Here is a 23,168-nt window from a genome sequence, read left to right as displayed (position 1 = left end):
GAATACCTGGTCGCCAAGGGCATCGAAGCCAACCGCGTCTACACCGAAGGCAAGGGCAAGACCCAGCCGGTCACCGGCGACACCTGCAAGGGCAACGCCAAGACCAAGGCCCTGATCGACTGCCTGCAGCCGGATCGCCGCGTCGACATCGAAGTCATCGGCACCAAGTAATCTGCCGCTGCTACAATGGAAAGCCCTGCCTCGGCAGGGCTTTTTCATTTTCCCAATAGTGAATCGCACCATGATCAACGCCGACCCCGCAGAACTCGAGAAATTTGGCGAACTGGCCCACCGCTGGTGGGATCCGAACAGCGAATTCAAGCCCCTGCACGATATCAACCCCTTGCGCCTGGGCTGGATCGACCGCTGCGTCGGCCTCAAGGGCAAGCGCGTGCTCGATGTCGGCTGCGGCGGCGGCCTGCTCTCGGAAGGCATGGCCGCGATGGGGGCCGAGGTCACCGGCATCGACCTGTCCGAAAAACCGCTCGGCGTCGCCCGGCTGCACCTGCTCGAAAGCGGCCACAAGGTCGACTACCGGAAGATTTCGGTCGAGGAACTGGCCGAACAGCTGCCCGGCGCCTTCGATGTCGTGACCTGCCTGGAGATGCTCGAGCACGTCCCCAACCCGTCGAGCACGATCACTGCCTGCGCACGCCTGGTCAAGCCGGGCGGCGAAGTTTTCTTCTCGACGCTGAACCGTAATCCGAAAGCCTACCTGCTGGCGATCGTCGGCGCCGAATACGTGCTCAAGATGCTGCCCAAAGGCACTCACGACTACGCCAAGTTCATCAAGCCGTCCGAGCTTGCACGCTGGGCCAAGATGGGCCAACTCGAGCCGAGCGAGCTGATCGGCATGAGCTACAACCCGATCACCAAGGAATACAGCCTCGGCCGCGACACCAGCGTCAATTACCTGATGCGCGCCATCCGGCATGCTTGAGGCGGTCCTTTTCGACCTCGACGGCACCCTCGCCGATACCGCCCCGGACCTCGCTGCGAGCGTCAATTTTTTGCTCGCCGAGGCCGGTCGACCGCAAAAACCGCTGGCTGCGCTGCGTCCCTATACTTCGCAGGGCGTCCGCGGCATGCTTGGCGCAGGCTTCGGCATGGCCCCGGACGACCCCGGCTACGATGCTCTGGCGACCCGCTTTCTCGAGCGCTACGCCAGCCATCTCTGCGTGGACAGCCGCCTGTTCGACGGGATTGCGGCCATGCTCGACACACTGGAGGACGCCGGCTTGCGCTGGGGCATCGTCACCAACAAGCGGATGCGCTACACCGACCCGCTGGTCGAACTGCTGCAACTGACGCCGCGCACGACCTGCGTGGTCAGCGGCGACACCACGGCGGCTGCCAAACCGTCGCCGCTGCCGGTGCTGCATGCCTGCGCCTTGCTGGGCGTCGCCCCCGAACGCACCATCTACGTTGGCGACGATCGTCGCGACATCCTCGCCGGCCAGGCCGCCGGCTGCCGCAGCGTGGCCGTGCGCTGGGGCTATTTCGGCGACAGCGGCGAGCCCGACGACTGGGGCGCCGACCACATCGTCGACCACCCGCTCGAACTCGCCCGCTGGGCCCTCGCCCAGAACCTCAAGCCTTCCTGACCGCGGCTCGCTCGCGGCGCTGGTAGCCGAGCACCGCCGGAATCACCGCGGCAGCCAGCAGCAACCCACCGAGCAGCACCGGCCAGACCACCGGCGCATTCCACTCGCGGCGCGCCCGGGCACGATCGGCAGCGTCGATCCGCTGATACTTGAGGTTGTTGTTGCCGACGTCGTTCGGCTTGCGGTTCTTCAGCCAGCGGTGCGTCAGCGTATAGCTCTTCGGATGCAGCCCGAAAACCCAGGGGGCATCGTGGCGCAGCATCTCGTTCATGCGGCGGATGATGCGCAGCCGCTCCGGCGTGTTCTCCATGTTCTTCATCTGCAGGAACAGCCGGTCGTACTCGGGATTCTCGTAGTTGGCCGAGTTGGCACCGCCCTGCAGGCGCCCTTCCGGACCGTGGAGCAGGAACAGGAAGTTATCGGGATCGGGATAATCGGCGTTCCAGCCCAGGTAGAAGAGCTGGAAGGCGCCCTTGCGCAGCTTTTCCTGGAAACGGTTGAAATCGGTCGTGCGCACCACCAGTTGGATGTCGATCTTGGCGAACTGCCGGGTCAGCCAGTCGAGGCGCGACTTGTCGCCCATGCCACCGCCCGTGGTGTCGAGATTGAGCACCAGCGGCTCGCCGGTCCTGGCGTCGCGGCCGTTCGGATAGCCGGCCTCGGCGAGCAGGCGGCGCGCCGTCTCGACCGGCTTGCGCACGGCCTTGCCGTCGATCCAGTCGTAAACCACGCGATTGATCCCGGCCTCGCCCTCCTCGTAGCCGAAGATGCCGGGCGGAATCGGCCCCTGCGCGGCGATCCCGCGGCCATTCTGGAAGATCGAGATGAACTCCTCCTGGTCGAGGGCGATCGACACCGCCTGGCGCAGCTTGGCCTGGCGCTCGGCGAGGCCGCCGACGACGCCGTCCTGCATGTTGAAGCCCATGTAGAAGGTGGAGGTGCGGACCGAGGTCAGCAGTTCGATGCCCTTGTCGCGCATTTCGTCGGAAAGGGCGACGTCGCCGCCGACGTTGACGCGTACCGCCTGATCGAAACTGTCGGAGGAAATCCCCGAGGCGTCGTAATAGCCTTGCAGGAACTTGTTCCAGTAAGGAATCGCCTCCTTCTCCCGGGTGAACACCGCCTGCTCGATGAACGGCAGCGGTTTGCCGCAATCGGCCAGCAGACCGGCCTCGGCATCGCCGGGGTCACCCTCGCAGGGATAGGTTTCGCCACGGAAGTTGGGATTGCGGCTGAGCACCATGCGCCGGTTCGGGTCGTTCTCGGTCAGCATGTAAGGCCCGGTACCGACCGGCCACCAGTCGAGCGTCAGGTTCTTCTCGCGCATCCCCGGCTGGGCGAAGAAGCGGTCGACCTCGCGCGGCACCGGCGCGAAGAAGGGCATCGCCAGCCAGTAGGCGAACTGGGGGTACTTGCCATGGATGCGGATGCGCCAGGTCAGCGCGTCGACGCGCTCGACGCCGCTCAGCGGATAATCGTCGAGATCGATCCAGGCGTCGTCGGGCAAGTCCTTGGCGACACTGCGCAGGCGGTCGCCGAGTTCCTTCAGGCCGACGATCTTCTCGGCCATCATGCCGTAGATCGGCGAATGCAGGCGCGGATGCGCCAGGCGCTTGATCTGGTAGAGGTAATCGTCGGCGCGCAGTTCGCGGCTGCCGGTGTGCGGAAAATCGGCAATCCGCTGGCGACCCTCGGCGGCATTTTTGCCCAGATACAGGGGTTGACCGTCAGCGCCCACGGCAAAAGCCGGGTGCGGCTGGTAAAGGATGCCCGGCTTCAGCCTGAGTTCGTAGACGCTTTCGGCGATCTGCCCGGCCGGCGCGTCGGCCGGCAGCTCGCGCCCGTCGGCGGCAAAGAAGCGCGGCTGCGGCAGCGCCTCGACGGTCGCCGGCACCAGCTGGTAGGGGCGCTTGAGGTAATGGTACTGGAGCGGCGGCTCGTAGATCTGGCCGGTGAAAGTGGCCTCGTCCTCGGTGTAGGACTGGGCCGGATCGAGATGCTTGGGGCGGTCGGTGAAGGCGGTGTAGAGGATGTCGCGCCCGGCGTCGCCAGCCGGATAGGGCGAGTTCCAGGTTTCGCCGCAGCCGGCGAGGCAGGCACAAAACGACAGGCAGGCGATGATTTTACGCATGGACGCGAGTTTAACAAAGGCTTGACCGGGCCAGCAGGCTCCGAACAAAATGGCCCGGAACCCACAACAGGAAGGCACCATGCTCGATACCAAGGTCCCCGACTTTTCCCTGCCCGCCACCGGCGGCCAGACCTTCCGGCTCGCCGAACAAGCCGGCAAGATCGTCGTCATCTACTTCTACCCCAAGGACAGCACGCCCGGCTGCACCACCGAGGGCCAGAACTTCCGCGACCTGCACGCCGACTTTCTGACGGTCGACGCCGTGATTCTGGGAATTTCCCGCGACAGCCTGAAAGCGCACGAGAACTTCAAGGCCAAGCAGTCCTTCCCCTTCGAGCTCGGCTCGGATGCCGACGAAGCGGTCTGCCAGCTGTTCGACGTGATCAAGCAGAAGATGATGTACGGCAAGCCCTGCCGCGGCATCGAGCGCAGCACCTTCGTCATCGACCGTGCCGGCGTGCTGCGGCGCGAATGGCGCGGCGTCAAGGTCGCCGGCCACGCCCAGGAAGTCCTCGATTTCGTCAGAACGCTGTAAACCTTCCCCACTCCCCACGCAAAGGCCCATCTCATGCCGCGCCAGCCAGCAGCCGCCAAGAAGCCCGCCGTCACCAAGATTTTCGTGCTCGACACCAATGTACTGATGCACGACCCGAGCTGCCTGTTCCGCTTCGAGGAACACGACATCTTCCTGCCGATCATGACGCTGGAAGAACTCGACAACCACAAGAAGGGCATGTCGGAAATCGCCCGCAACGCCCGCCAGGCGTCGCGCACGCTCGACGAGATGCTGGCCAGCGACAATGTTGACATCGACGAAGGCATCGACCTCTACGGGCCGTCGAGCAAGCTGGCCAGCGGCCGCCTCTACCTGCAGACCGAGGCGATCAGCGCCGAGCTGCCGCAGGGCCTGCCGACCTCGAAGGTCGACAACCAGATCCTCTCGGTAGTCATCCACCTGCAGAAGAAATTCCCCAAGCGGCCGGTGATCCTGGTCTCCAAGGACATCAACATGCGCATCAAGTCGCGCGCGTTGAACCTGCTCGCCGAGGACTACTTCAACGACAAGGTGCTCGAGGACACCGACATCCTCTACGCCGGCACCCGCGCCCTGCCCGACAATTTCTGGGACAAGCACGGCAAGGGCATGGAATCCTGGAAAAAGGACTCGAAGACCTACTACAAGGTCACCGGCCCGCTCTGCCCGCAGCTTCTGGTCAATGAGTTCGTCTGGCTGGAAAAGGACGGCTTCGCTGCGATCGTCAAGGAAACCGCCGGCAAGACCGCGGTACTCGAGACGCTGATCGACTACACGCACCCCAAGAATGCCGTCTGGGGCATCACGGCGCGCAACCGCGAACAGAACTTCGCGCTCAACCTGCTGATGAATCCGGACATCGATTTCGTCACCCTGCTCGGCCAGGCCGGCACCGGCAAGACGCTGCTGACGCTGGCTGCGGGCCTGACCCAGACGCTGGAGAGCAAGCAGTTCGCCGAGATCATCATGACCCGCGTCACCGTTCCGGTCGGCGAGGACATCGGCTTCCTGCCCGGTAGCGAGGAAGAAAAGATGGCCCCGTGGATGGGTGCGCTCGAGGACAACCTGGAAGTCCTCACCCACACCGACGACAGCAGCCCTTACGGCGGCGACTGGGGCAAGGCGGCAACGCACGACATCATCCGCTCGAAGATCAAGGTCAAGTCGCTCAACTTCATGCGCGGCCGAACCTTCCTCAAGAAGTATCTGATCATCGACGAAGCCCAGAACCTGACGCCGAAGCAGATGAAGACCCTGGTCACCCGCGCCGGCCCTGGAACCAAGGTGATCTGCCTGGGCAACATCGCGCAGATCGATACGCCCTATCTGACCGAAGGCAGCTCCGGCCTGACCTACGTCGTCGACCGTTTCAAGGGCTGGGCACATTCCGGGCACATCACGCTGCAACGCGGCGAACGCTCGCGTCTGGCCGACCACGCCGCCGACGTGCTATAGTCGTTTCGACGCAACAGGGCCGTGTCAGCGCGACACGGCCCTTTCTTTTCGACCCGACTCCTGACCGAGGACAGCCTTGAAACGCAGAGATTTTCTTGCCGCGTCCGCCCTGCTCTCCCTGTTCGCCGGCGAAGCCGCTGCCGCGCCGCAAAAGAAGGCGAGCACGACCAAGAAAAAAACCACCGCTGCCAAACCGAAACGCAGCACGAACACCCGCAGTAGCCGCAACGCCGTTCAGCAGTCATCGCGACCACCAGTCCACAGCGCCGCCACACCGCTGATCGACCACCCGCCGGAAGGCACTTCCGCCTCCCGCCTGCCGCCGGTCCGAGCCCCTGAATTGCCGAGCGAGTGGCGGACCTACGAAATCGTCACCACGCTGACGCTGAAGGCCGCCGGCCAGTCGCTCCGCTTCTGGCTGCCGCTACCGGCCAGCCAGGACAGCCTTTACCAACGCAACCTGGGCTACAGCTGGCAAGGCAATCCGGACAACGCCAGCATCGTCCGTCGCCCGGATGGGCAACTGGAGGCCCTGCATTGCGAATGGCGGGACGCCGCGAACGCCAGCCTGCGCCTGGTCACCCATGTCAGCACCGCCGACCGCCACTTCGACATTACCCGGCGCAGCGTCGCGCCCGACCGCGACGACATCCTCCGCCACAACCTGCAGGCCAGCACCCTGATCCCCAACGACGGCCTGGCCAAGCAACTGGGCGAACGCATCGTCGGCCGAATCAAGGACCCGGTCGCCCAGGTCAAGGCCATCTACGACTGGATCTGCGACAACACCATCTACGACCCGTCGCTGCCCGGCTGCGGCAACGGCAATGTGCACAAGCAACTGATCTCCGGTCAGTACGGCGGCCGCTCGGCCGACATCAACGGTCTGTTCGTTGCGATCTGTCGCAGCATCGGCATTCCGGCACGCTGTGTCTATGGACTGCGCATCGCACCATCGCGATTGTTCCGCAGCCTCGGCCTGCGCAGCAACGATGCGACCCAGGCCCAGCATGTCAGGGCCGAGTTCTACTTGCCCGGTTACGGCTGGATTCCGGCGGATCCGAGCGATGTGCGCCGCGCCGCATCCTACGAGTTGCTGCAGGAACAGGATAGCCGCCTGGCCTCGCTGAAACGCGTCCTCTTCGGTGTCTGGGAAATGAACTGGGTGGCCTGCCATGTCGGCAACGACCTCGATCTGCCCGGGCAAAGCGGACGGCGCCCGTTCTTCGTCATCCCGGAGATCGAGATCAACGGAAAGATCCAGGAAGAAAGACATCCGGCACAGATGCCCTACGCCATCAGCGCCCGCCAGATCGAGCTTTGACAGGCCCCGGCCAGGCGTCGAACGGCAGACCTAATCCCGCGCGTCCTGGAAGCCTCCGGACGCGAGGTTCTCGAAGCGCGTGTACTCGCCGAGGAAGGCAAGACGAACGGTGCCGGTTGGGCCGTTACGCTGCTTGCCGATGATGACTTCGGCCATCCCCTTGTTGTCCGGGCTTTCCTTGTTGTAGTACTCGTCGCGATACATCATCAGGATCACGTCGGCATCCTGCTCGATGGCGCCGGATTCGCGCAAGTCGGACATCATCGGACGCTTGTCGGTGCGCTCTTCGACCTTGCGCGACAACTGTGACAGGGCAACGATCGGCACCTGCAGTTCCTTGGCCAGCGACTTGATCGAACGCGAGATCTCGGAAACTTCCGTCGCCCGGTTCTCGCCGGCCTTGTTGCCGCTCATCAGCTGGATGTAGTCGATCACCAGCAGGCCGAGCTTGCCGCCGTACTGGCGGGCCAGGCGGCGGGCGCGGGCACGCAGGTTGGCCGGGCTGAGGCCGCCGGTCTCGTCGATGTAGATCGGCGCCTCGTGCAGCTTGCCAAGCGCGAACGAAAGCTTGGACCATTCTTCGTCGCTCATCCGGCCGGTACGCAAGCTCTGCGAATTGAGCCGACCGATCGAGGCCAGCATCCGGGTAGCCAGCTGGGCGCCGCCCATTTCCATCGAGAACACACCGACCGGCAAGCCCGTATCGACGGCGACGTTCTCGGCGATGTTAAGAGCGAAGGCCGTCTTGCCCATCGACGGTCGACCGGCCACGATGATCAAATCTCCGGGCTGGAAACCCGAGGTCTTCTGGTCGAGGTCGATGAAGCCAGTCGGAACGCCTGTGATGTCGGACGGGTTGTCACGGTCGTGCAGTTCCTGGATGCGCTCGACCACCTGCGTCAGCAACGGGTTGATGTGTACGAATCCCTCGCTGTGCCCGGCACCGGCTTCGGCAATGCGGAAAATCTTCGATTCAGCCTCGTCAAGCAGCGAAGCGGCATCGCGCCCGAGTGGATTGAGGGCATCGGCAGCGATTTCGTCGGCTGTCGCAACAAGCTGGCGCAGCACGGCACGCTCACGAACGATCTCGGCGTAGCGCCGGATATTTGCCGCCGAGGGTGTATTCGCCGCCAATTCGCCGAGATAGGCAAGACCACCGGTCTGCTCGCCCTCACCGGCGGCATCCAGGGCTTCGGCTACGGTAACGACGTCGGCCGGCTTGGCCTTTTCCAGCAGATTGCGGACCTGCCGGAAAATCCGCCGATGCTCGTCGCGATAAAAATCGGTTTCGGCGACCATGTCGCCGATCCTGTCCCAGGCCTGATTGTCGAGCAGCAAGCCGCCAAGGACCGACTGCTCCGCCTCAATCGAATGCGGCGGCACGCGCAGCCCGTCGAGTGAAGGGTCGGAAATCCTGGGCTTGTTCTGGCGCTGGTTCATGGTCACGTTCAAAGTAAAAAGGCCTCGCATTTGCGAGGCCTTGAAGCGTAAGTTAAAGCGACTTACTCGGCAACCACGGCCACCGAAATGTTGGCCACCACATCGGTATGCAGGGCAACATCGATCGGGAACTCGCCGAGTGCCTTGAGCGGACCTTCCGGCATGCGGATTGCCGACTTGTCGACATCGAAACCGGCGGCCTTGAGGGCATCGGCGATGTCGGCATTGCCAACCGAGCCGAACAGGCGGCCATCCATGCCGGCCTTGCGGGCGACGGAGACAGCGGTACCGTTCATCTTGTCGGCGACGCCCTGGGCGGCAGCCAGCTTTTCGGCAGCGGCCTTTTCCAGCTCGGCGCGACGAGCTTCGAATTCAGCCATGGCAGCCGGCGTGGCACGCTTGGCCATGCGTTGCGGGATCAGGAAGTTACGGGCGTAGCCATCCTTGACCTTGACCACGTCACCGAGATTACCCAGGTTGACAACCTTTTCGAGCAGAATGATTTGCATGTTTCGTCTCCCCGGAAATTATTGATGGTTGTCGGTGTAGGGCAGCAGGGCCAGGAAGCGGGCGCGCTTGATCGCGGTGCCCAGCTGGCGCTGATAGCCGGCCTTGGTGCCGGTCAGGCGAGCCGGCATGATCTTGGCGTTTTCCTGGATGTATTCCTTGAGGACGTCAACATCCTTGTAGTCGATCTGTTCGACCTTTTCCGCGGTGAAGCGGCAGAACTTGCGACGCTTGAACAGGCTGTTGCCGCGACGCTTTTTCTTGTCATCAACCTTCTTCTTGAAGAATCGTGCCATTTTCGTTTCCTTCCAAATATTCGATAGTGTTCGCGTGAATCACGGGGGTTCTGCTGTTTCGCCCCCTCGCGGCAACGAATCCTTCGATTCGTACCATGCCGCCGAGCGGAGCTGCTTCCAGCCAGCGCGCTGCGCTACCCAAGGCCAGGACTGCCATTTCAACTTCCACCTGTCGCTCGCTGCCGTTTTCGATCAGCGTCGAGTGGTGCTGCAGCCTGCCTTCGCTGACCGGGATACCCGCCGGGGTGTAGCGCAAGGGCTTGCGCTCAACCAGGCTACCCGACAGCGTGATGGTATTCAGTACGCGCTTTCCCGTGAAACCCGGATCAGGCAGCAGCGGTTTCGGCTGCGGCTTCGGTTTCGCCAGCCAGCAGCGACTTCGACTTTTCTTCCTTCATCATCGGGGAAGGCGTCGTCACGGCGGACTTCATCTTGACGGTCAGATGACGCAGAACCGCGTCATTGAACTTGAAGGAATGCTCGAGTTCGCCGAGGGTTTCGCCGTCGCATTCGATGTTCATGAGCACATAGTGTGCCTTGTGGATCTTCTGGATCGGGTAAGCCAGTTGACGGCGACCCCAGTCTTCCAGACGATGCACCGAACCACCCTTGGCGGTGACGATGGAACGATAGCGCTCGACCATGCCGGGCACTTGCTCGCTCTGGTCCGGATGGACGATGAAGCAGATTTCATAATGGCGCATGCAAACTCCTTTTGGGATAAACCCTCCGTCATGCGTTAGCGGTAGGGCAAGGTGGAAAAGCCCGCGACTATATCACAAATCGCGGGCTTTACGAAAACGCTGCAGCAGATTGGCAAATCTCAGGCTTGCGCTGCCTTTTCCTTTTCCATCCGGTTCGCCGTTTCCTTCAGTTCGATCAGGAAAAGAATTTCCTCGACCACCGGCAACGGGAAGCCAAGGCGCTGCCCTCCGCGGTTATCGCGCAACAACTGATACATGTAGGCGACGACATCCTCTGCTTCCCACATCCGGACGATGCTGGCCATGATACGCGGCATGTCCTCGACGCCCTGCGGCTTCTGCACCCCTGGCACAGCCTCGGGCTGCGGTTCGCCATCAAGCACCAGATCCACAGGCGCGGCCGGCACCTCCCACGGCTGAATCTCGACATTGAACTGTTGATTCAGGTTACGGGCGAGCACATCGAACTCCTCGCGCATGCCTGCCATCCGATAAACATCCATCAGGCGAAGCCAGGGCTGCAGGGCTTCCGAAGGATTGTTGTCGACATACTCCTGAAGCGCCTGGGCCGCCCCCTTGACCCGGCCAAACGACAGCATGATGTCGGCCAGCTCCATGACGGGATTGGCCTCAAAGTGCTCATCGAGGGTCGTTGCGTTGATCGACAGCACCGAATCGCCCGGACGTGCCTGGGCAACAGGCGGTGTGGCGGGCTCATTTCCGCCACCGTCCAGCTCAACATCGACCGATGGCGCGTTACCGACGGCCGAATGATCAAGATGGAGATCGACGGCTGCCGTTTCCTCGAGTTCTTCTCGCCGGGGAGCATCAACCACCGGCTCAGGCGACGCCGCAACAAACCCGGCATCTTCCTCTTCACGAACATGCTCGCGGCGATTGCGCCAGAACAACCAGCCAACCAAACCAAGCAGCACGCCCAGAAGGAGGCCGTACAAGCCCCACTCCGAGAGAAGAGAATCTTCTTGAGCAACCGTCGCCGGCACAGTCGCCACAGGCTGCTTGTCGACGACGGCGGGCGGAGTGGCAGCCAGACTGGCGTTGGCACTATCACTCAAGGCCAGCGCCCGCCCCTGAAGATCGCCCAGCGCCGACTCCATCTTGCGCAATTTTTCCGCAGCCTCCAATTGGCTACTGGCTTGCTCATGCAGCGCGGAAAGCATGCGGAATTCAAGGCGCAGAATCTCCCGCTGCGCCTCAGCCAACTCACTGGCCAGCATCTGTTCGCCAAGCACCGTCGCCAGTCTCAGCGACGATTCACCGGTTCCTTCGCCTGCCGACAAGAGCAGGCGATCGCCAACGGCGGCATCAACCGCGGCTGGCGCCACAGGCGCTTCTGTGGACTTTCGCGGAACCGGCTTGCGCACCGGCGCAGCAGCCTGGACGGACGGACGCCGCGGCGCCGTAGAAGCCGGCGCCTTCTCAACCCGGCGCGCAACCGGCTCGCCGGCGCTTGCCACCAGGCCCTGAGGCTCCTGGCCATCGATTCTTGGCGAGCCGAGCAAGACATACTCACGATAAACCTCATTGCCGCAGCCAAGTTGGACGGCAACCCGCATCACCGGCTCGCGCAGAATCATTGAAGATCCGACATGCAACTGCGGCGGCTGCCCTGGCCGCACCTGCAGATCAGCCTGCCTCAACCAGGGCAGATCATCTTCCGAGCGGGGCTTGACCAACCGAAAGCAACTCGCATCCGGTAAGGATTTGTCGACACCAAGGATTGCAACCGTCAGATCCAGGCGTTCCCCAAGAATGGCCTGCCCACGCAACTCTCCCAGCCCGGCAGGAAAAGCCGACGAGGAAATTGCCAAAGCCAACGCACCCAGCGTTACGCGAAACCCTAGTCGATTCAACGACGCCCCCTAATGACGTTCAAATATTCGGATTGTAGCGCTTATTTATCGGAAAGATAACGAGAATCGTCGAAAGATTCCACCCATTGCGGCCGATAGACGACAAAGAGTGTGATCACCATCCCGGACAGCCAAGCCTCGGCAAATGCCAGCAACAGATAATACGGAAAATGCTCGGAAAACAGGAACTCCCAAGCATAAGCCCCGGCGACGCCCAAGAGTACGGTCGACGCCAATCCGACGCCAAGAACCACCACCCCGCCGGCGATGAAGGCATTGACGAATATGTAGATGAAGAAATGGCGCGGCAGGATGCCGGAGACGATCCTAAACAGGCATTGGCTCAAAGCGGTTGCCAGCCCGGCAAGCAGCAGTGCATTCATGGCATAGGCAAGAATGCCGTCAGCACCATTGAGCGTCACTCCGAGCGTGACCAGCGACAAACCGACAAAAGCGAGATGCGGACCGAAAGCCAGCGTGAAGACGTTGGCACCGAGGAGATGCAGGGAAAGCCCCGGATTGACGCCGGCTTTCATGCTCCATACGAAAACCAGCAGAACGATCATACCCAGCCATAGATTCGACTGCTCCGAGTCCCTCAGGCGGCGCCAGGGAGCAAGCCAGACGCTGCGGGCGAAAAGCGGCAGCCAGGCAGCCCAAGCTACCCAGTACCACATTTCGCCCAGCAGATCGTCGGTGAGATTCACCCCGGCATTTTAGCCGAGTGCGCTCTCCAGTTGCGGCACGGTTTCAAACAAGTCGGCGACCAGGCCGTAATCAGCCACCTGGAAGATCGGCGCATCCGGATCCTTGTTGATGGCGACGATCACCTTGGAGTCCTTCATCCCGGCCAGATGCTGAATGGCACCGGAAATACCAACCGCTACATACAACTGCGGTGCCACCACCTTGCCGGTCTGGCCAACCTGATAGTCGTTCGGCACGAAACCGGCATCCACCGCCGCCCGGCTGGCGCCAAGCGCAGCGCCCAGCTTGTCGGCAAGCGGTTCGAGCAGCTTGTGGTAGTTCTCGCCGCTGCCCAGGCCACGACCACCGGAAACGATGATCTTGGCAGCACCCAGCTCAGGACGCTCGGACTTGGTCAGTTCGCGACCGAGCAACTGCGTCGCCCCGGACTCCGCAGCCGCGGCCAACGCCTCGACCGGGGCCGAATTGCCGCTGGCGACGGCATCGAAGGCCGTGGTCCGGACGGTGATGACCTTGACCGCATCGGCGCTCTGCACCGTCGCCATGGCGTTGCCAGCGTAAATCGGGCGGACGAAGGTATCGGCCGATTCGACGGCGGTGATTTCGGAAATCTGGGCGACGTCGAGCAGCGCGGCGACGCGCGGCAGGACGTTCTTGCCGAACGTGGTCGCCGGCGCAAGGATGTGCGAATAGCCACCGGCACTGGCAACCACCAGGGCAGCAAGGCTTTCGGCGGTCTGCGCAGCATACTGCGGAGCATCAACGACGAGCACCTTGGTCACGCCCTGCAGGGTCGCCGCCTGGGCAGCGGCGGCTGCACACGCCGCGCCGGCAACGAGCAGATGAATGTCGCCACCGATCTTGACGGCAGCAGCAACGGTGTTGAGCGTCGCCGACTTGAGGGTTTGCTGATCGTGCTCGGCAATTACGAGAATGGTCATGTCAGATCACCTTCGCTTCGTTCTTCAGTTTATTCACCAGTTCGGCCACATCGGCCACCTTGACGCCAGCCGAACGCTTGGCCGGCTCGACAACCTTGAGCGTTTTCAGTCGCGGCGCGACGTCGACCGCCAGATCCTCCGGCTTGACGGTATCAAGCGGCTTCTTCTTGGCCTTCATGATGTTCGGCAGGGTTGCGTAGCGCGGCTCGTTCAGGCGCAGGTCGGTGGTCACCACAGCCGGCAGCGGGAACTGCAGGGTTTCCAGGCCACCGTCGATTTCGCGGGTGACCGTCGCCTTGCCCTCGGCTACCACCACCTTGGAGGCGAAGGTCGCCTGCGGCCAACCGGCCAGCGCTGCCAGCATCTGCCCGGTCTGGTTGGCATCATCGTCGATCGCCTGCTTGCCACACACGACCAGTTGCGGCTGCTCCTTGTCGCAGAGCGCCTTGAGCAGCTTGGCCACGGCCAGCGGCTGCAGCTCGACATCGGTTTCAACGAGGATGCCGCGATCGGCACCGATGGCCATTGCCGTGCGCAGGGTTTCCTGGCATGCCGCCGGGCCGCAGGAGACCGCAACGACTTCGCTGGCGATCCCGGCTTCCTTGAGACGAACCGCTTCTTCGACGGCGATTTCGTCGAACGGGTTCATGCTCATCTTTACATTGGCCAGATCGACGCCGCTGCCATCGGCCTTGACCCGAACCTTGACGTTGTAGTCCACCACCCGTTTCACGGGAACGAGAATTTTCACTGGCATCTCCTTTTATCGATCGATGTTTTTCGAAACTGTCGCCGTTTGACAGACGACTTGGCAAACCGCACAATCACCATACTGTGTCGTATGGAAAAGAGCATACGGTAGTGTATGGAAAATAAAGCTGTCAAGCCCCAGACCGGAACCGGCGTCGTTCGCAGCCCCGGGAAGGCTGCCCCTGCGCGCAGCCAGCTTGATCCGGCACGCTGGGTCGACGCGGCAATCGACGTTCTTGCCAAGGACGGCATCGCCGGTCTGCGTGTCGAGCTCCTGGCCAAGCGTTGCGGTGTCACCAAAGGCAGTTTCTACTGGCACTTCAAGGATCGTCAAGCCCTGCTCGATGCCGTACTCGAACGCTGGCGCGAAGGCCGCATCCGTGATATCGAAAAAACCACCTCCGTCCAACCGGGCCAGGAGCGCCAGCAACTGCACTATGCAATCGAGGTGTACGGTGCCAGCCGCAACCGTAAAGGCATGTCGATCGAGCTTGCCGTCCGCGACTGGGCTCGTCACGACGCCCGCGCCGCCGCAGTGGTCGAAGCCGTCGATCTCTACCGGCTCGAATGCACCCGGCGGCTGTTCGTCAGTTCCGGCATGGACGATGCCGAGGCGCGTAGCCGCAGCCTGCTGCTATACGGCTGCGTATTCGGACTGTCGCTGATGCACTTCTCCCGTTTCGAGACCAACCCGGGCGACCTCAAGAAGCGCATCGCCGAACACATCGTTGCTGACTGACTCCTGCGTCAGCGCAGGGCACGGACGACAAACTCGCGGCCGATCTGCCGCCAGACAATGGTTTCCTCCCCCAGTGCTGCGGCAGTCCAGGGATTTTCCGCCAGCCATGCCTCAGGCAACTCGAGCAGGAAACCGCGTTCGGTAAGCGACACCCGCCACGCCGGCATTGCCCGATCGTCGCGGGTACGATGCAGCGAGACCGCCAGGCGCAGACAGAAAATCAGCGTCCAGATGCTGTCGACCGTGGGCACCCCACCCAGTTTCTCGAGCTTGCCGCGGTGCCCCAGAACCAGCATCGCCAGACGCGCCTGATCCTTCTTCGAGAAACCGGGCATGTCGGCATAAGTCAGGATGTAGGCACCGTGCTTGTGGTAGGCGTTGTGCGCCACTGAAATACCGATCTCGTGCAGACGGCAGGCCCAGGACAGGTACTGTAAGTCGACCTCATCGGGATCGCCAGCACTCAGCTGCGTCAGCGCCGACAGGGCGGCGGCCTCGACGCGTTCGACCTGATCGCGCTCGACCTGATAGCGCTTGCGGAAGCTGGCAACCGTCGCATCGCGCATGTCGTGATGATGGAAGCGGCCGAGCAGGTCATAGAGCACGCCCAGGCGCAACGCACCATCGGCGTAGGTCATCCGCTCGATGTCCAGTTCCTCGAACACCGCCGACATGATCGCGATGCCACCGGGCAGAACCGGCAAGCGATCACCCTTGACACCCCGCAACTCGAGCGCATCGGCCGACCCTGCCTTGACCAGCAGCGAGCACAGACGCTCCAGGCCGACCCGGGTGATGCCACTCTCGCCGCCGGGGTTCATTTCGTTCATTTCGAGAATATCGGCAATCGCCCTCGCCGACCCCGACGAACCGACTGCCTCCTTCCAACCCAGGCGCTGGTAATCGTGGGCGATCAGCTCGATTTCCTTGGCCGCGGCGACCTGGGCTTCGCGCAAGCGACGCTTGTCCACCTTGCCGCCCGGAAAATAGCGCATCGTGAAGCTGACGCAGCCCATGTACAGGGACTCCATCAACTGCGGATCGTGGCGCTTGCCGATGATGAATTCGGTCGAACCACCACCGATATCGACGACCAGGCGCTTGTGGCTTGCCGTCGGCAGCGAGTGCGAAGCACCGAGATAGATCAGGCGCGCTTCTTCGCGGCCGGCGATGACCTCGATCGGAAAGCCGAGAGCCTCCTCGGCCTGCGGCAGGAACTGCGATACGTTCTTGGCAACGCGCAGGGTGTTGGTCGCCACCGCTCGCACCGCGCCTGCATCGAGGCCGCGCAAGCGCTCGCCGAACCGTCTCAGTGCCGCCAGTGCCCGCGACTGGGCATCGGCATCAAGCAGCTTGTCGGCAGTCAGCCCGGATGCCAGGCGGACCGGCTCCTTCAGCGAATCAAGCGGATAAATCTGGTCGTCCACGACGCGACCGACCTGAAGGCGAAAGCTGTTTGACCCGAGGTCAACGGCGGCTACGGTTTCATAAATCATTGCTGTGGATCATCGCAGAAAGCGGGTGGGCAAGCATTTTAGCACCCGCCCCCGGCGCCGATTCTTACAACTGCGGGCATAAAAAAACCCGCCGCACTCAGGCGGCGGGTTTGATCCGGAATACCCGGCTCAGCCGGCGAGCAACTTCTTGATGTTTTCCAGCGTCGACGGATCCTCGATCGTCGTCAGATCGCCCGGATCACGGCCTTCGGCCAGCGCCTGCAGGGAACGGCGCAGCATCTTGCCGGAACGGGTCTTCGGCAGGCCAACGACGAAATGTACGCGGGCCGGACGGGCGATGGCACCAAGGATACCGTCAACGGTGGCGAAGACTTCCTTTTCCAGTGCCTTGACCAGCTCCGGCGTGGCGATCTTGGACGCATCCTTGACCACGGCGAAGGCCATCGGCATCTGGCCCTTCAACTTGTCCTCGACGCCGACCACGGCGACTTCAGCGATGGCGGCGTGATTCTGGATCGCTTCCTCGATTTCGCGAGTGCCCAGGCGATGGCCGGCGACGTTGATGACGTCGTCGGTACGACCGAGGATGGTGAAGTAGCCTTCGTCATCCTTGATCGCCCAGTCGTAGGACGAGTAGACCAGCGGTTCCTTGAACAGCGTGAAGTAGGTGGAAACGAAGCGGTCGTCCTGGCCCCAGACGGTGGACAGGCAGCCCGGCGGCAGCGGCGGCACGACGGCGGCGATGCCCTTCTCGTTCGGACCGCATTCCGAGCCGTCCTCGCGGAAGATCTTCAGGTTGTAGCCATAGACCGGGAAGGACGGCGAACCGAACTTGATCGGGGTCTTCTCGACGCCGTGCAGCGCGGCCAGCATCGGCCAGCCGGTTTCGGTCTGCCAGTAGTTGTCGATGACCGGCTTGCCGGTTTCGTTCTGGAACCACTCGTGCGTCGGCTGATCCAGCGGCTCGCCGGCCATGAAGATGTGCTTCAGCGACGACAGGTCGTATTTGTGCATGTACGCCGGGTCCTGCTTCTTCAGCACGCGGGCGGCGGTCGGCGCGGAGAACATCACGTTGACCTTGTACTTCTCGACGATCTGCCACCAGATGCCCGGGTCGGGGCGCAGCGGCGTGCCTTCGTACATGATCGTGGCCATGCCGGCGATCAGCGGGCCGTAGATGATGTAGGAGTGACCGACCACCCAGCCGATGTCGGAGGTGGAGAAATAGGTTTCGCCCTCGCCGCCGCAGTAGATGTGCTTCATCGACGAGGCCAGCGCCACGGCGTAGCCGCCGGTATCGCGCTGCACGCCCTTCGGCTTGCCGGTGGTGCCGGAGGTGTAGAGGATGTAGGACGGCTCGGAGGATTCCAGCCATTCGCACTCGACGCGAGCATTCAGGTGCTGTTCGCGCAGCGTCGCGTAATCGACGTCGCGACCTTCAACCTTGTTGAACCCCTTGTCGAGGCCGCGATCGACCATCAGCACCTTGGCCGGCTTGTGTTCGGCGATCTCGATCGCTTCGTCGAGCAGGTGCTTGTAAGGAACCGCCTTGCCGCCGCGCATGCCGGCGTCGGAAGAGACGATCAGGGTCGGCTTGGCATCGTCGATGCGCGTCGCCAGCGAACCGGAAGCAAAGCCGCCGAAAACCACCGAGTGGATCGCCCCGATACGGGCTGCCGCAAACATCGCGAATGCTGCCTGCGGGATCATCGGCATGTAGATCAGGACACGGTCGCCTTTCTTGACACCGAGACTCTTGTAGATCGCCGCCATGCGCTCGACCTCGGCCTGCAGTTCGGCGAAGGAATAGATCCTTTCCTCGTCGGTTTCGGTCGAAATGTAGATCAGCGCACGCCCATCCGGACGCTTGGCGGCGTGACGATCGATCGCGTTGTGACACAGGTTGGTCTTGCCGCCGACAAACCACTTGGCAAACGGTGGGCGCGAGAAATCGCAGACCTGGGTAAACGGTTCTTTCCAGTCGATCAGCCCGGCCTGTTCGGTCCAGAACGCATCGGGCTGCTCGATCGAATACTGGTGAAACTCCTTGTAAGTTGCCATAAAACTCCCTCTAGCTAATGGTTTCCTGCACTTCAAAAACGAAGGAACGGATTATTTTTGGCCTGCTTTCCGTTCTTCCAGATAACGCTCGATCTCCGCAACCGGGAGAGTCAAATCGAGTTTTTCGTCGATCAGGCTGAGCAGCGGCAGCAATTGCGCCAGCAAGGCATCCAGATGCGGCAACACCGGCCCCTGGCGATTGGCCCGCAGCAACTCCAGCGCATGCTGCAGCGAAATCGGCCGGGTTGCTGGCAGACTGCCCCCGGCTTCGGTGCGGTTGCCCCCCGCCTGCATCGCCTGCTGCATGCGCTGGGTCGCCAGATCGAGCAGCGCCCCGGCGGAGCTGACGACATCGGTCGGCACACTGGCCAAACCGATGCTGACGGTCAACGCCAGTGATTGCCCCTGAACCGACAGCCGGGACACCTCGACCGCCTGCCGCACGCGCTCGGCAAAACTGGCGCAGTAATTGGGCGCCGTCCCCGGCGAGACGACGGCAAACTGGCCTTCGGCAACGTGACCGAGACTGTCCTCCTGGCGCATCTTGCCAGCGAGCATCCGGGCGAAGCGGTTGCCAACCTCCTCGGCCAATTGCGGGCCAAGCCGGCGCGACAATTCGCCGTAGCCATCAAAACCCAGCACCATCAGACTGACATCGATTCCATGCCGGGCCGAATGCGACAGGGCCTGCGCCGCCTGCAATTCCAGATACTTGCGGGTGAACAGGCCGGTCGCCGGATTCTGGACCATCTGCTCGCGACCGTTGTCCAGATTTTCCTGAGCCTGCTGCAAGGCAAGAAGGTTGCCAAGACGAGTCAGTATCTCGATCGCGCCGCTGCCTTTGGTAATGAAGTCGGACGCGCCGAGACCGCGTGCCTTGCCGCGCTCCTCTTCGGTTTCCTCGCCGGAAACGAGGATGAAGGGCATCTGCTGCAAACGGCGCAGGCGCGAGGAGCGCAAGCGCTCAAGCAACTCGTAGCCGTTCATCTTGGGCATCTGCAGGTCGGAAACAACGGCCCTGATCGACTGGTCGAGAACCAGCGTCTGCCAGGCGGCATCGCCGTCGGCTTCCTCGCGGACCTCGTATTGCGACCGGATATGCTGGACCAGCGAGGCGCGCACCAGACGGGAGTCGTCAACAACCAGAACGCGCGGCAGATCGGACATGTCAGCCACCGGCAATATCGACGACGACGCGCCCCTTGGCGCGACCACCTATGTATTCATCGAAAGTTGCCGGCAGATCGGCAAACGGGATCGCGCGCGACATCTGCCCCAGATGCGGCGGCCGCAGATCGGTTGCCAGACGCTGCCAGACGCCGCTGCGGTAAGGCTCACCGATGTAACCCGAATCGATGCCAAGCAGCGAGACACCACGCAGGATGAACGGCGCCACCGTGGTCTTCAGCGACATGCTCGCGGCCAGACCGATGCTGGCGATGGTTCCACCCTGCTCCATCGTGCTGGCGATCCAGGCGAGAACATCGCCACCGAGGTTGTCCACCGCACCCGCCCAGCGCGCCCGATCAAGCGGACGAATCTTGCTCAGGTCGAGGCTCTGACGCAGCATCACCTCGGCAGCCCCCAGGTTGCGCAGGTAATCGGCTTCGCTCTCCTTGCCGGTCAGGGCGACGACGCGATAGCCGCGCTGGGCCAGCATGTCGACCGCCAGGCTGCCGACTCCGCCGGTTGCACCGGTGACAATGACCGGCCCCTTGTCCGGGGTAAGGCCATTCTCTTCCATGCGCACAACGCCGAGCGCGGCGGTAAACCCAGCAGTACCGAGTGCCATTGCCTCATGCAGGCTGAGACCGGCGGGCAAGGGGACGACCCAGTCGGCGGGTACGCGGGCGTATTCGGCATAACCGCCATGATGGGCGACGCCGATGTCGAAGCTGGTCGCAATGACCGGATCACCGGCCTTGAAACGGGCATCGGCGCTCGACACCACGGTCCCCGAGAGATCGATGCCGCCGACGCAGGGAAAACGGCGAATGATCTTGCCGGCGCCGGTCGCAGCCAGTGCGTCCTTATAGTTGATGCTCGAATAGGCGACCCGGATGACCACTTCACCGGCATCGAGATCATCGATGCCCATGTCGACAAAACGATGGCCAACCTTGCCTTCGTTTTCCTCGATCAGCAGTGCCTTGAAGGAATTCATCGTGGTCTTCTCCTCGCTCCTAGGGGGTGAAATTGTATTCATAATTACGGACTATGAACATAGTTACATCAGCTGTTGCCATTCGCATGAACACAGGACAACGACTTTACAGACAGATGAATTTCAAATAGATTACGCGCCCATGTCCCGTCGCATCGCTTCTTTCCTGGCCGCCTCCTGCATTGCCCTGTCCGCCTTCGGACCGGCTGATGCCGCTGAGACCCTGCGCCCGCTGGAAGCGCCGCTGTCCTTCGTCGAACGTTACACCAACGCCACGCAGGATGTCATCCTCGAAGGGCTGAAGCTGGTCGGGGTGCGCTACAAGATGGGTGGCAACAGTGCAGAAGCCGGTCTCGACTGCAGCAGCTTCGTGCAAACCGTGTTCAAGGAAAGCATTGGCGCCTATCTGCCGCGTACTGCGCGCGAACAGAGCCAGCTTGGCGAACAGGTGGATCTCAGCCAGCTGAAACCGGGCGACCTGGTGTTTTTCAACACCATGCGCCGGACCTTCTCGCATGTCGGCATCTATCTCGGCGATAACCATTTCCTGCACGCCCCGCGTGCCGGCGCCGAAGTCCGCGTCGAGAACATGAACAACAGCTACTGGATGAGCCGCTTCAACGGCGCCCGCCGGATCATCGAAGCCCGCTGACCCCGAAACGACCGCCCGGTCGTTTTTTATTGCCCGCTCGCAATAACCGTTCTCATTAACAAGTTTTTACTTTAGACTGGAATGGTTCTCATACAACCATGCACAGGAGTCCATCCATGAAGTTGAAAGCCACGCTCGTCGCGCTGTCGGTTGCTGCAGCCCTCCAGCCAGCCATCGCCCAGGAAAAGGTGCTGAATCTCTATTCAGCCCGTCATTACCAGACCGACGAAGCGCTGTACGCCGACTTCACCAAGCAGACCGGCATCAAGATCAACCGCATCGAAGGCAAGGAAGACGAACTGCTGGAGCGGATCCGCAACGAAGGCGCCAACAGCCCGGCCGACGTGCTGCTCACCGTCGACGCCTCGCGCCTGGCCAAGGCCCGCGAGCTTGGCCTGTTTGCACCGCTCAGCTCGCCGGTACTGGAAAAACGCATCCCGGCCCACCTGCGTACCGCCGAATGGGCATCGTTCTCGACCCGCGCCCGCGTCATCGTCTATAACAAGGCGCGCGTCCAGGCCAGCGATGTTCAGAACTACGCCGACCTCGCCGATCCGAAACTGAAGGGCAAGTTCTGCTCGCGCTCCGGCTCGCATCCGTACAACCTGTCGCTGCTCGCCTCGGTCATCGCCCACGAAGGCGAAGCCAAGGCCGAAGCCCTGGCCCGCGGCATGGTCGCCAACTTCGCCCGCGCACCGAAGGGCGGCGATACCGACCAGATCAAGGCAGTTGCCGCCGGCGAATGCGGCGTCGCAATTTCCAACAGCTACTACGTTGCCCGACTGATGCGGTCGACCAAGCCGGAAGACCAAAAAACGATGGAGCAGGTCGGCGTGGTCTGGCCGAACCAGGCGACCACCGGCACCCATATCAACGTTTCCGGCGGTGGCGTCCTCAAGCACGCACCGAACAAGGAAGCCGCGATCAAGTTCCTCGAATACCTGGCCTCCGATTCCGCCCAGCGCTACTTCGCCGACGGCAACAACGAATGGCCGGTGGTGGCCTCGGTCAAGGTCGACAATCCGGCGCTGAGCAAGCTCGGCAAGTTCAAGGCTGACCAGTTGCCGGTCAACAGCCTGGCGATGTACCAGGTCAAGGCGCAGATGATCTTCGACCGCGCCGGTTTCAAGTAAGCCAGCCTCTCGCCAAAGCGCTTGGCATCCCATAGAATCGTTGCCAATTCAGGGGAAACGAACCATGGGAACCAACCGCTTTGGCGCCAACGAACTGATCGAGGCAATCCGGGCCAACAGCCTGCACCGGGTTGTCGCCGCCCTCGACGACGGTGCCGACATCGAAGCCGCCGACATCCACGGCATCGCCGGCCTGCCGCTGCGTACGGCCTGCTTCACCGGCAACGTGCCGATCATCCGCGAACTGATCAACCGCGGCGCCGACATCAACGCCCCCACCACCGACGGTCCCGGCGCCCCCTTGCGCCTGGCGTTGCGCGCCGGACACACGGAGATCGCCGCACTGCTGCTCGCCCATCACGCGCAGATCCCCTTCGATCTCGACATTCCCCCGTCGATTTTCGAGCGCGCCAAGGAAATCTCTTCCGGCGGCGTCGAAACCCTGGATGTGCCGATGCTCGAGTTCGAGCGCCACGATTTCCCGACACCTGCGCCGGCCGCCTCGCAGCCTGCCGCCGAAGCGCACGGCAACGTGATCGAGTTCGTCAACGCCCTCCCCGAGGAAGCCATCGAGCAGGTGGACATGAAGGGTGTCTATGGCGTGGACACCAACATCCTGGCGGTCGATTTCGAACGCAACAGCGGCGCCTGGGAAAAGGTGGACAGCGCCACCGAAACAAAGAAACTCTGAGT

Annotated in this window: 23 protein-coding genes and 1 pseudogene; 10 read left to right on the top strand and 14 right to left on the bottom strand. The window is 62.5% G+C overall.

The window, feature by feature from the left end; all coding sequences use genetic code 11:
- The 3 genes and pseudogenes from DFR40_RS17310 to DFR40_RS02555 all read left to right on the top strand — a co-directional run.
- Positions 1-171, top strand: a pseudogene (locus DFR40_RS17310) (OmpA family protein); the annotation flags it as partial.
- 70 nt (positions 172-241) lie between these two features.
- The gene (gene ubiG, locus DFR40_RS02560) at positions 242-940 is read left to right on the top strand and encodes a bifunctional 2-polyprenyl-6-hydroxyphenol methylase/3-demethylubiquinol 3-O-methyltransferase UbiG (RefSeq protein ID WP_121456932.1); all 699 of its coding nucleotides are present in this window, start codon (positions 242-244) and stop codon (positions 938-940) included.
- A complete protein-coding gene (locus DFR40_RS02555; RefSeq protein WP_121456931.1) occupies positions 933-1,604 on the top strand; it encodes an HAD family hydrolase in 672 nt (223 codons plus the stop codon). Before ubiG ends, DFR40_RS02555 begins: the two co-directional genes overlap by 8 nt.
- On the opposite strand, the gene DFR40_RS02550 is transcribed toward DFR40_RS02555, so the two are convergent.
- Positions 1,591-3,735: an ABC transporter substrate-binding protein gene (locus DFR40_RS02550; protein WP_211329709.1), complete on the bottom strand. Its 2,145-nt coding sequence runs from the start codon at positions 3,733-3,735 to the stop codon at positions 1,591-1,593. The genes DFR40_RS02555 and DFR40_RS02550 overlap by 14 nt on opposite strands.
- Before the next feature lie 79 nt (positions 3,736-3,814).
- Here DFR40_RS02550 and DFR40_RS02545 point away from each other — a divergent pair, with 79 nt between their 5' ends.
- The 3 genes from DFR40_RS02545 to DFR40_RS02535 all read left to right on the top strand — a co-directional run bounded on the left by DFR40_RS02545 (position 3,815) and on the right by DFR40_RS02535 (position 7,049).
- Positions 3,815-4,270, top strand: a complete 456-nt coding sequence (locus tag DFR40_RS02545; RefSeq protein WP_121456929.1) for a peroxiredoxin — start codon at positions 3,815-3,817, stop codon at positions 4,268-4,270.
- A 33-nt stretch (positions 4,271-4,303) separates the two neighbouring features.
- Entirely contained in the window at positions 4,304-5,725 is a 1,422-nt protein-coding gene (locus tag DFR40_RS02540) for a PhoH family protein (protein ID WP_121456928.1), read from the top strand.
- Positions 5,726-5,801: 76 nt separating this feature from the next.
- Positions 5,802-7,049, top strand: coding sequence for a transglutaminase-like domain-containing protein (locus DFR40_RS02535; protein ID WP_121456927.1), 1,248 nt, complete (start codon positions 5,802-5,804; stop codon positions 7,047-7,049).
- 30 nt (positions 7,050-7,079) lie between these two features.
- On the opposite strand, the gene dnaB is transcribed toward DFR40_RS02535, so the two are convergent.
- The 9 genes from dnaB to DFR40_RS02490 all read right to left on the bottom strand — a co-directional run bounded on the left by dnaB (position 7,080) and on the right by DFR40_RS02490 (position 14,270).
- Entirely contained in the window at positions 7,080-8,489 is a 1,410-nt protein-coding gene (dnaB, locus tag DFR40_RS02530) for a replicative DNA helicase (protein WP_121456926.1), read from the bottom strand.
- Positions 8,490-8,551: 62 nt separating this feature from the next.
- Complete coding sequence (rplI, locus tag DFR40_RS02525; protein ID WP_121456925.1) at positions 8,552-8,998, bottom strand: 50S ribosomal protein L9; 447 nt, start codon at positions 8,996-8,998, stop codon at positions 8,552-8,554.
- An 18-nt stretch (positions 8,999-9,016) separates the two neighbouring features.
- On the bottom strand, positions 9,017-9,292 hold the full coding sequence (gene rpsR, locus DFR40_RS02520; RefSeq protein WP_076092669.1) for a 30S ribosomal protein S18: 276 nt from the start codon (positions 9,290-9,292) through the stop codon (positions 9,017-9,019).
- The gene (gene priB, locus DFR40_RS02515) at positions 9,264-9,578 is read right to left on the bottom strand and encodes a primosomal replication protein N (protein ID WP_211329710.1); all 315 of its coding nucleotides are present in this window, start codon (positions 9,576-9,578) and stop codon (positions 9,264-9,266) included. The genes rpsR and priB overlap by 29 nt, the downstream gene beginning before the upstream one ends.
- 40 nt (positions 9,579-9,618) lie before the next feature.
- Positions 9,619-9,996 (bottom strand): 30S ribosomal protein S6, encoded by a 378-nt coding sequence (rpsF, locus tag DFR40_RS02510; protein ID WP_121456923.1) that lies wholly within the window; start codon positions 9,994-9,996, stop codon positions 9,619-9,621.
- A 119-nt stretch (positions 9,997-10,115) separates the two neighbouring features.
- Positions 10,116-11,870: a type IV pilus assembly protein FimV gene (locus DFR40_RS02505; RefSeq protein ID WP_147431274.1), complete on the bottom strand. Its 1,755-nt coding sequence runs from the start codon at positions 11,868-11,870 to the stop codon at positions 10,116-10,118.
- Between the two features lie 41 nt (positions 11,871-11,911).
- Positions 11,912-12,577 carry an energy-coupling factor ABC transporter permease gene (locus tag DFR40_RS02500; protein WP_121456921.1) on the bottom strand — a complete coding sequence of 222 codons (666 nt, stop codon included), beginning with the start codon at positions 12,575-12,577 and terminating at the stop codon, positions 11,912-11,914.
- 9 nt (positions 12,578-12,586) lie between these two features.
- Complete coding sequence (locus DFR40_RS02495) at positions 12,587-13,519, bottom strand: electron transfer flavoprotein subunit alpha/FixB family protein (RefSeq protein WP_121456920.1); 933 nt, start codon at positions 13,517-13,519, stop codon at positions 12,587-12,589.
- Position 13,520: 1 nt separating this feature from the next.
- A complete protein-coding gene (locus DFR40_RS02490) occupies positions 13,521-14,270 on the bottom strand; it encodes an electron transfer flavoprotein subunit beta/FixA family protein (protein WP_121456919.1) in 750 nt (249 codons plus the stop codon).
- A gap of 114 nt (positions 14,271-14,384) precedes the next feature.
- Between DFR40_RS02490 and DFR40_RS02485 the strand changes: the two genes are divergently transcribed.
- On the top strand, positions 14,385-15,008 hold the full coding sequence (locus DFR40_RS02485; RefSeq protein ID WP_121456918.1) for a TetR/AcrR family transcriptional regulator: 624 nt from the start codon (positions 14,385-14,387) through the stop codon (positions 15,006-15,008).
- A gap of 8 nt (positions 15,009-15,016) precedes the next feature.
- Here DFR40_RS02485 and ppx read toward each other — a convergent pair whose 3' ends face one another.
- From ppx to DFR40_RS02465, 4 genes are all read right to left on the bottom strand, one after another.
- Complete coding sequence (gene ppx, locus DFR40_RS02480; protein WP_121456917.1) at positions 15,017-16,504, bottom strand: exopolyphosphatase; 1,488 nt, start codon at positions 16,502-16,504, stop codon at positions 15,017-15,019.
- Between the two features lie 129 nt (positions 16,505-16,633).
- Positions 16,634-18,526, bottom strand: a complete 1,893-nt coding sequence (locus DFR40_RS02475; RefSeq protein ID WP_121456916.1) for a propionate--CoA ligase — start codon at positions 18,524-18,526, stop codon at positions 16,634-16,636.
- Between the two features lie 51 nt (positions 18,527-18,577).
- Positions 18,578-19,693, bottom strand: coding sequence for a GGDEF domain-containing response regulator (locus DFR40_RS02470; RefSeq protein WP_121456915.1), 1,116 nt, complete (start codon positions 19,691-19,693; stop codon positions 18,578-18,580).
- 1 nt (position 19,694) lies between these two features.
- A complete protein-coding gene (locus DFR40_RS02465) occupies positions 19,695-20,690 on the bottom strand; it encodes an oxidoreductase (RefSeq protein ID WP_121456914.1) in 996 nt (331 codons plus the stop codon).
- A 142-nt stretch (positions 20,691-20,832) separates the two neighbouring features.
- Here DFR40_RS02465 and DFR40_RS02460 point away from each other — a divergent pair, with 142 nt between their 5' ends.
- From DFR40_RS02460 to DFR40_RS02450, 3 genes are all read left to right on the top strand, one after another.
- Positions 20,833-21,342 carry a C40 family peptidase gene (locus tag DFR40_RS02460; protein WP_121456913.1) on the top strand — a complete coding sequence of 170 codons (510 nt, stop codon included), beginning with the start codon at positions 20,833-20,835 and terminating at the stop codon, positions 21,340-21,342.
- A gap of 116 nt (positions 21,343-21,458) precedes the next feature.
- Positions 21,459-22,475, top strand: coding sequence for a Fe(3+) ABC transporter substrate-binding protein (locus tag DFR40_RS02455; RefSeq protein ID WP_121456912.1), 1,017 nt, complete (start codon positions 21,459-21,461; stop codon positions 22,473-22,475).
- 64 nt (positions 22,476-22,539) lie between these two features.
- Positions 22,540-23,166, top strand: a complete 627-nt coding sequence (locus DFR40_RS02450; protein ID WP_121456911.1) for an ankyrin repeat domain-containing protein — start codon at positions 22,540-22,542, stop codon at positions 23,164-23,166.
- Positions 23,167-23,168: the final 2 nt, after the last annotated feature.

Source organism: Azonexus fungiphilus, from assembly GCF_003634965.1.
In the GTDB taxonomy this organism is placed as follows: domain Bacteria; phylum Pseudomonadota; class Gammaproteobacteria; order Burkholderiales; family Rhodocyclaceae; genus Azonexus; species Azonexus fungiphilus.
This window is presented reverse-complemented; position numbering and strand designations above follow the sequence as displayed.